Source organism: Streptomyces sp. NPDC031274, assembly GCF_055570235.1.
The window spans coordinates 30,896-38,780 of the sequence record NZ_JBVIHP010000047.1; the positions used below are offsets into that span (position 1 = coordinate 30,896).

The 7,885-nt window shown below is 69.4% G+C and carries 6 protein-coding genes and 1 pseudogene; 6 read left to right on the forward strand and 1 reads right to left on the reverse strand.

The window, feature by feature from the left end; all coding sequences use genetic code 11:
• The 6 genes from ACZ5CR_RS42200 to ACZ5CR_RS42225 are packed head-to-tail and all read left to right on the forward strand — an operon-like array spanning window position 1 to window position 6,508.
• Window positions 1–1,200, forward strand: a complete 1,200-nt coding sequence (locus ACZ5CR_RS42200; RefSeq protein WP_468868089.1) for a Rieske 2Fe-2S domain-containing protein — start codon at window positions 1–3, stop codon at window positions 1,198–1,200.
• On the forward strand, window positions 1,091–3,181 hold the full coding sequence (locus ACZ5CR_RS42205; protein ID WP_468868091.1) for a prenyltransferase/squalene oxidase repeat-containing protein: 2,091 nt from the start codon (window positions 1,091–1,093) through the stop codon (window positions 3,179–3,181). Before ACZ5CR_RS42200 ends, ACZ5CR_RS42205 begins: the two co-directional genes overlap by 110 nt.
• Window positions 3,182–3,222: 41 nt before the next feature.
• On the forward strand, window positions 3,223–3,582 hold the full coding sequence (locus tag ACZ5CR_RS42210) for an MMPL family transporter (RefSeq protein WP_468868093.1): 360 nt from the start codon (window positions 3,223–3,225) through the stop codon (window positions 3,580–3,582).
• A 55-nt stretch (window positions 3,583–3,637) separates the two neighbouring features.
• Window positions 3,638–5,002, forward strand: a complete 1,365-nt coding sequence (locus ACZ5CR_RS42215; RefSeq protein ID WP_468868098.1) for an FAD-dependent oxidoreductase — start codon at window positions 3,638–3,640, stop codon at window positions 5,000–5,002.
• A gap of 46 nt (window positions 5,003–5,048) precedes the next feature.
• A complete protein-coding gene (locus ACZ5CR_RS42220; protein ID WP_468868100.1) occupies window positions 5,049–5,615 on the forward strand; it encodes an EXPERA domain-containing protein in 567 nt (188 codons plus the stop codon).
• The gene (locus ACZ5CR_RS42225; protein WP_468868102.1) at window positions 5,612–6,508 is read left to right on the forward strand and encodes an SAM-dependent methyltransferase; all 897 of its coding nucleotides are present in this window, start codon (window positions 5,612–5,614) and stop codon (window positions 6,506–6,508) included. Before ACZ5CR_RS42220 ends, ACZ5CR_RS42225 begins: the two co-directional genes overlap by 4 nt.
• Before the next feature lie 170 nt (window positions 6,509–6,678).
• Here the strand turns inward: ACZ5CR_RS42225 and ACZ5CR_RS42230 are convergent.
• A pseudogene (locus ACZ5CR_RS42230) lies at window positions 6,679–7,797 on the reverse strand (IS110 family RNA-guided transposase); the annotation flags it as partial.
• Between the last annotated feature and the right edge of the window lie 88 nt (window positions 7,798–7,885).

A 7,885-nucleotide genomic window follows, 5' to 3' on the forward strand; every position in this document is an offset into this window, starting at 1 on the left:
GTGAGCACCGAACCCCCGCATTCCCGCACGTCGCACCACCGCCCCATCGACCCGCCGTCGTTCGCCGAGGCCCGCAGCAAGCGGGCCAAGGTGCGGTCGGCGGGCATGGATCCGGACTACTGGTACCCGGTGGGGTACGACGCCGCCTTGCCGGCGGGCAAGACCCTGGCCACCCGCTTCTGGGGGCATCCCGTCGTGGTCTATCGGGGCACGGACGGGGACCTGCACGCGCTGGAGGACCGCTGTGCCCACCGCCAGCTGAAGCTGTCCGGCGGCGAGGTCAACGGCTGCCACCTCACCTGCACTTACCACGGCTGGACCTACGACGGCGCGGGCCATGTCGTGCACTACGCCCACGACCTCTTCGGCCGCGCCCAGCCCGAGGTCAAGGTGGCCGCCTACCCGGTGACCAGCCGGCACGGCCTGATCTGGATCTTCCCGGGCGATCCCGCGCTGGCCGACTCCCGTCCCATCCCGGACATCCCCGAACTGGAGGGCGGCAGGCCCTGGGCCCGCCTCGACGCCTCGTACACCTGGGCGGCCCACCACTCGATGATCATCGACAATGTCAGCGACTTCACCCACGCCTATCTGCACCGCCGCTTCCGCCCGTTCTGGGATGCCAAGCTCGTGCGGCACGAGCTGATCGAGGACCGGGTGGAGCTCGCGTACGACACCTTCATCGGCGGCGGCAGGTTCACCTCACGCTTCGTGGACCGGCGCACGGTGGACACCACCTCCATCGAGCTCGCCTTCGACTACCCCTATCAGCGCTCGGACACCGGCGGCTCGATCAAGCACTGGTGCTTCGTGCTGCCCATGGACCGGCGTACGACCCGGGTGTTCTTCATCTTCTACTTCGACGCCCTGAAGGTTCCCGGTACGCGGTGGAAGGTGCCCCGCCGGCTCATGCCGCTGCTGATGCGGGCCGCCGGCGAGCTCGCCGTCCGTCCGCTGCTGCGGGAGGACGGCCAGGCGGTCGAGTCCGAGCAGCTCGGCTACGAGACCCACCACGCCGCCCCCATCGTCGAACTCAACCCCGCGGTGGGTCTCTTCCAGGACCTCACGATCCGCAAGTGGGAGGAATTCCTTGACCGAGACCGGCGCCGCCCGCGGCCCTCGCAAATCGCCGCCGCCGACGGACGCGTCCCTCCCGGCGAGCGCGTCGCTCCCGACGGACGCGTCCCACGGCCCCGCTGATCTCCGCGAGAGCCACCGGCGGGCGCTCGGCCATCTCCTGTCCCTGCAGCGGTCGGACGGCAGCTGGGAGGGAGAGATGGTGTGGAACACCATGATCCTTTCGCAGTACGTCATCGTGCACGAGCTGGTGGGCCGCCCCCTGCCGCCCGAGGACAAGGCCGCGGCCGTACGGCACTTCGAGGTCACGGTCACCCCCGAGGGCGGCTGGGGTTCCCACCCTGCCGACGGACCCTCGGTGTACTGCACCACGCTCGCCCACGTCGCCCTGCGCCTGCTCGGCCTGGATGCCGCCCACCCGCTGTGCGCGGGAGCCACCGGCTGGCTGCACTCCCAGCCCGGTGCCGCCCGTGCCATCCCCACCTGGGGCAAGCTCTGGCTGGCCGTCCTCGGCCTGTACGACTATCGGGCGGTCAACCCCCTGCCGCCGGAGCTGTTCCTGCTGCCGCGCCGCCTCCCGTTCCACCCGGACCGTCTCTACTGCCACACCCGCACCATCTACCAGGCCATGGCCTATCTCTACGGTGCACGCGTACGCATCCGTCCGGGCATCGCCACCGAGCTGGAGCGCGAGCTGTTCACCGGCGGGCCCCCGACCGCGGCGGATCGCACCGTGCTCGGACCGGACGCCCTGTTTCCGCCAACCCCTGTGCTGCGCCTGCTCTTCGCGCTCCTGACCCGCTACGAACGCGCCCCGCTCCGCACCGTCCGATCCCGCGCCCTGCGCCGCTGCCTGCGCCGCGTCGTACACGAACAGCGGGTGACCGGCCAGGCAGGCCTGTCACCCGTGAGCTCCCTGCTGAACGTCCTGGTTCTGCATGCCTCCGGCGCCGCTCCGGAGCAAGTCGACCTCGCGTTGGCCGGGTTGGAACGCTGGCGCTGGCAGGACGAGGAGCGGGGCCTGCGCCTGGTGGGCGCCCGCTCCCATTCCTGGGACACCGCCTTCGCGGTGGAGGCCCTGCTCGCCGGGGGCCGGCCCGCGATGGACCGGCGTTCCGAGCAGCCCGGGGGCCAACCACCCGGTCTCGCAGCCGCGTTGAGCTCCGCCTGCCGGTTCCTCGTCCGCGTCCAGCTCACCGCCGATGTACCGCAGGCCGAAGTCACGGCCCGGGCGCCCGCCGCGGGCGGCTGGTGCTTCTCCGAGGGAAACCACCTCTGGCCGGTGAGCGACTGCACCGCCGAGGCGGCCGCCGCCCTGCTGCACGCCGTCGACAAGGGCCCACACCCCGAGCGGCCCCGCCTCTCTCCGGGCCGGACGGCGCAGGCGGCACGGTTCCTGCTGCACCGGCAGAACCGCGACGGTGGCTTCAGCACATACGAGCCGCGCCGCGGCCCGAGGGCGCTGGAGCGGCTCAACCCGGCCGAGATGTTCACCAACTGTGTCGTGGAGGACTCCTACATCGAGTGCACCGGCTCCGCCCTGGTGGCTTTCTCCGCACTGTGCGCCCACCAGCCGGTGGGGGAGCGACGCACCCTCGACCGCGCCGCCCGACGGGCCACCCGCTTCCTGCTGCGCAGCCAACTGCCGGACGGCTCATGGCCGGCGGCCTGGGGCGTGTACCGCATCTACGGCACGTACTTCGCGGTACGCGGCCTGCGCGCGGCCGGACTGCCGCCGGATCACCCCGCGCTGCGGCGGGCGGCGGTCTGGCTGGAGTCGGTGCAGCGCGGTGACGGCGGCTGGGGCGAGCACCACCGCGGCTGTCTGGAGCGGCGCTACGTCGAGGACGAGGCGAGTCACCCGGTGCAGACGGCCTGGGCCCTCCTTGCCCTGCTCGACCTGCGCGAGGCCGGAACGCCGGCCGTCGAAGGCGGTGTGCGCTGGCTGCAGAGGCATCAACAGCCCGACGGCAGCTGGCGGCAGGACGCACCGGCGGGTGTCTTCTTCGGCTCCGCGATGCTCGACTACCGCCTGTACGCGGCGTACTTCCCGCTCTGGGCACTGGGCCGCCGACTGTCCGCCGACCACCGGGACACGCCGTGAAAGCGCCGCCGACGGCTGCCCCGGTGCCGAACCCCCGTAAAATGTTCCTGCTGGCCCAGGTCAGGGAGTACCACCTGGTGGACGCCGGGGACCCTGGGCAGGCCGTCGCCCGCGGACTCGGCGCCTGCGGTGGCCTGATCACCTCCGCCGCAGCAATCCTGATCGTCTCGTTCGCCGCCTTCACGACGTCCGCCTCTCCACCGGTCCGGATGATGTCCGCCGCCCTGGCCGTGACGCTGGCGCTCGACGCGCCCCTCGTACGGGGCCTGCTGGCACCCGCCTTGATGCGGCTGGCCGGGAAATGGAACTGGTGGGCCCAGGGCCCTCTGCGCCGCGTATCCACCGTGCCGCACAACAAGCTGCGGTCAGGGCCGCTGCCCCACGCCGAAGCACCCCGATGACGCTCACCCGTGACTCGCCAGAACTCGACGCAGCTTGACGGACGGAGGACATGCAGTGCGGCAACGGATCGCGATCGTCGGTGCGGGAGTGGCCGGACTGGGAGCCGCCTGGGCGCTCAGCAGGCACCCGGACCGCTACGACATCCAGGTGTACGAGCGGGGCCCCACGGTGGGTGGGAACGCCCAGACATGCGACTTCCCCCAGAAGAGCGGCGGTACGGTCCCCGCCGACATCGCCGTCACTGCCTTCATCCCCTCCGTCTACCAGAACTACGTGGCCCTGCTCGACCGCCTCGGTATCGCCACCGTCCCCAACCGGTTCAGTTATGTCGTCCACCACGGTGACGACGTCTACGCCCACGATGCCGACACGGCGCTGCGCCGCAAGCTCTCCGGGGACATTGCCCGCTTCCGTCGTATGCTGCGCACCATCGGCAGGCTCAATGTGCTGAACAAACGCCCCTCCCTGACGACCGCGGCCCTCAACCCCTTCAACTACCTGAGCATGCGCCGCGCCCTCGACCTGTGGGGCGTCTCCCAGGAGTTCCGCTACAAGATCCTCAAGCCGCTGTTCGTGAACTTCGTCCTCACGTCGGGCGTCTTCGACATGCCCGCCTCGATGTTCGTCCGCTACATGGACTTCTTCGACGTCGAGCGCAGTTCGCCGATGGTCACCTGGGAGGGCGGCACCCGCGCCATCTACACCCGGCTCACGGCGGACTTCACCGATCGCATCCACCTGGAGCGACCCGTCGCCCGGGTCGTTCGCCGGGCCGGCAGCGTGCTGGTGCGGGATGAGCAGGGCACCGAGGAGCAGTTCGACCACGTGATCCTGGCCTGCAACGCCAATCACGCCCTGGCGCTGCTGCACCCGCCCAGCACCCTCGAACGCCGCCTCCTGGGGGCGGTGCGCTACGACTCCGGGCTGCACCGGGAGGCCGTCGTGCACACCGACGCCTCGCTGTTGCCCGAGGACGAGTTGCGCGTCCGCGACACCCGCTCCACGTACGTACGCCAATATGGCACCCGACCGGACAACTACGAGATCACGTACCTCATGCACAACCAGCAGCCGTGGGGCGACGGGGCCGCCTCGCCCTGCCTGGTCACCTACAACGCCGAGCGCCCGCCCCCTGCGGACCGCACGCTCGGACGCCACCACTTCCAGCACGTCACGCACGACCTCCGGCACACCGTTGCCCTGCACGCCCTCCTGCCCCTGCTCCAGGGACGCCGGCACACTTGGCACTGCGGTGCCCACACCACCGTCAACAGCCAGGAGCACTCGTTCCTTTCCGGGCTCGCGGTGGCCCGTCAGCTCGGCGCGGACTACCCGTTCGCGGGAAACCGGGAGGCCACCCGCTGGTTCGACTTCTACGGCCGTATGTGCCTGGGCCCCCGCTTCCGCACGGTCGGCTGACCACCGGCTACCGAACTCTCCACAGCTCGCATAAGGAGGTCGACTCTTGAGCCGAGATCAGGACGGGATCGCACCGGGAGCCCGGGACGACCGTCTCACCATCGTGTACTTGTGTTTCTCCGTGGTGGCTGCGTTCACCCTGGAGCTCTACTTCATCCTGAACTTCCGGGTGATCCACGAGAAGCGGGACGTGTTCGCGGCCCTGTTCCGTATTTACGGTGCGGGTGACAGTGCCTATGCCGGAAAGGGGGACATCTACTTTCCCTTTGCGCTGGAATCCCTGAACGTCTGTGTCACCCAGCTCCTCAACCTGGCCCTGATCTGGGCCATCAGACGACAGCAGCCCTGGCGCCATCCGCTGCAGCTCACCGTGGCCTCCTACCTCGCGTACTCCGTCGTCCTCTACCTCTGGAAGGCGCATGTGAGCGGCTATCCGGGCATGGCGGAGCACAACGCGTGGGGGTTCTTCATCTTCTACGTTCCCAACCTGCCCTGGCTCGTGGGCAATTTCCTGATGGGCTGGGCGTCATTCCGGGCCATCTCCGCACTCCATCGTTCACAGGTAGGCCTGAGTACTGCAGTATCCGGGACGGAAAGGGAAGGCATCCGATGACGGAAAAGACTCCGTTCGAGCGCTACCAGGAACTCGCCACGAACGGCGACGCGATCCGGCGCACACAGAACCACGACCTGGTGACGACCTACTACGACCTGGTGACCGACGTTTTTGTGTCCGGCTGGGGCGAATCGCATCACTTCGCGGCCATGGAGCCCAACGAGAAGACGGCCGACCGATCCGTGGTGGAGCGCCAGCAGTACCTCGCCCGGCGCGCCGGACTGAATCCCGCGATGGCGGTGCTCGATGTGGGCAGCGGCGTGGGCGGTCCGGCGCTCAACATCGCCGAATTCTCCGGCGCTCGGGTGACCGGGGTCGACCTCAGCCCCAAACGAGTCGAGCTCGCCAGAGAGCGGGCGGACGCTCGTGGTCTGGCCGGGCAGACCGAGTTCCTGGTGGGCGACGCCATGGCCCTGCCCTTCGAGGGGCCCCTATTCGATGTCGTCTACGCCTTCGAAGCGCTCTGCCACACAGCGGACAGGGGCACCGTGCACAAGGAGCTTGCCCGCGTCCTCAAACCCGGCGGACGCACGATCGGCTACGAATGGCTGGCCAGGGACGGGCTGACCCTCGAGCAGGTGAACACCCTGATCGAGCCCATCTGCCGGGCCCACGGCTTGCCCCTTCTCGCCACCTCCAGCGAGCTGGAACAGCAGTTGTGCGACGCCGGGTTCACCGACATCGTCGTCGGCGATCCGGAGGCCACCGGGAACCTCGCGCACACCTGGGACTTCCTGGACCGGACGGCCGCCGCCGGCGAAGCCTCCGATAGATCGCCCGTCATGGGCCTGCTCTGCCAGGGGGCTCGCGCACTCACCCGTGCGGCCAGAGAGGGCGCCTTCCTCATCGAGTTCTGGGAGGCTCGCAAACCCGCGGCCCCCACAACATAGGGAGCTCAGCGATCCTCACGGGCGTTGCCCGTCACCGGAGGAGCCACTCACGTCCGCCTTGCGTGCCTCGCCGGGACCGTAGACGCCACACCCCACGACCGCGACCTGGGTCCCGGACTCTGGCAGGCCAACCATGCCCCAGCCCGTCGGGGGGGCCTCTATGTCCTTCGTCAAGTGAGGCGAGGCGTTCGGGGTTCGCAGAAGGTGCCGTCGCGGAGCATCGCGAAGAGCACGTTGATCCGTTGCCGGGCGAGGCGGAGTAGTGCCTGGGTGTGGGTCTTTCCTCTGGCTCGGCATTTGTCGTAGTAGGTGCGGGAGGCGGGGTCGTGCAGGGCGGCGAACGCGGACAGGAACATTGCGCGTTTCAGGACGCGGTTGCCGCCGCGGGGTGCGTGTTCGCCGTGGATCGAGGTGCCCGAGGACTTCGTGGTCGGCGCGAGGCCGGCGTAGGAGGCCAGGTGGGCGGAGGTGGGGAAGCTGGTGCCGTCGCCGACGGTGACCAGCAGCGTGGCGGCGGTCCTGACCGCGACCCCCGGCATCGAGGTCAGGACCTGCGAAAGAGGGTGCTGTTCCAGCAGGGCATTGATCTGCGCTTCCGTGGCCCGGCGTTGCTCGTGAACGGCGCCGAGCGAGCGAGCCAGCGACGGGATCACGATGTCGAGGGTGCCGGTGCCGGGAACGACGACGGTCTGCTCGTCGAGTGCATCGAAGACCTCGTCGATCAGCCGCGTTGCCATGCGTGGGGCCTTGGGCCGGATCACCTCAACCAGCCTGCGGCGTCCAGCTTTCCGCAGGGCGGCCGGGGATCCGTAGCGTTCCAGCAGCCAGGTGACGGCCTGGTGGTCGAGCCGGGGCCCGAGGACGCGCTCCAAACTGGGGTGGAACTGGGTGAGCAGGCCGCGGATGCGATTGCTGGTGCGGGTGGCCTCGGCGGCGAGGTCCTGGTCGAAGCCGACCAGCACCGTGAGTTCGGCGGTGATCTCGTCGGTCAGTTCCAGGGAGCGCAGGGTGTGCGGCATGGTGCGGGCGGCGTCCGCGATCACGGCCGCGTCGCGGGCGTCGGTCTTCGCCTCGCCCGGGTAGAGATCGGCGATCCGCCGCATCGACAGGCCGGGAAGATAGGCGACCTTGCAGCCTGCGTCGCGGGCGACGGTGAGCGGAAGGGCGCCGATCGAGGCGGGCTGGTCCACGATGACCAGAACGGTGCCGAACTTGTCGCGGAGCTTGTCGAAAACGGCCCGCAGTTTCGGTTCGGTGTTGGGCAGCTGCTTGTCGAAGACCTTGAGGCCTATTCACGGGGTGGTGCGGCCCGGATTCCTTGATCGTCAGGACGGCCCTGCTCGGTAGTCTGATGTCTACGACAACGTCAGAAGTGAA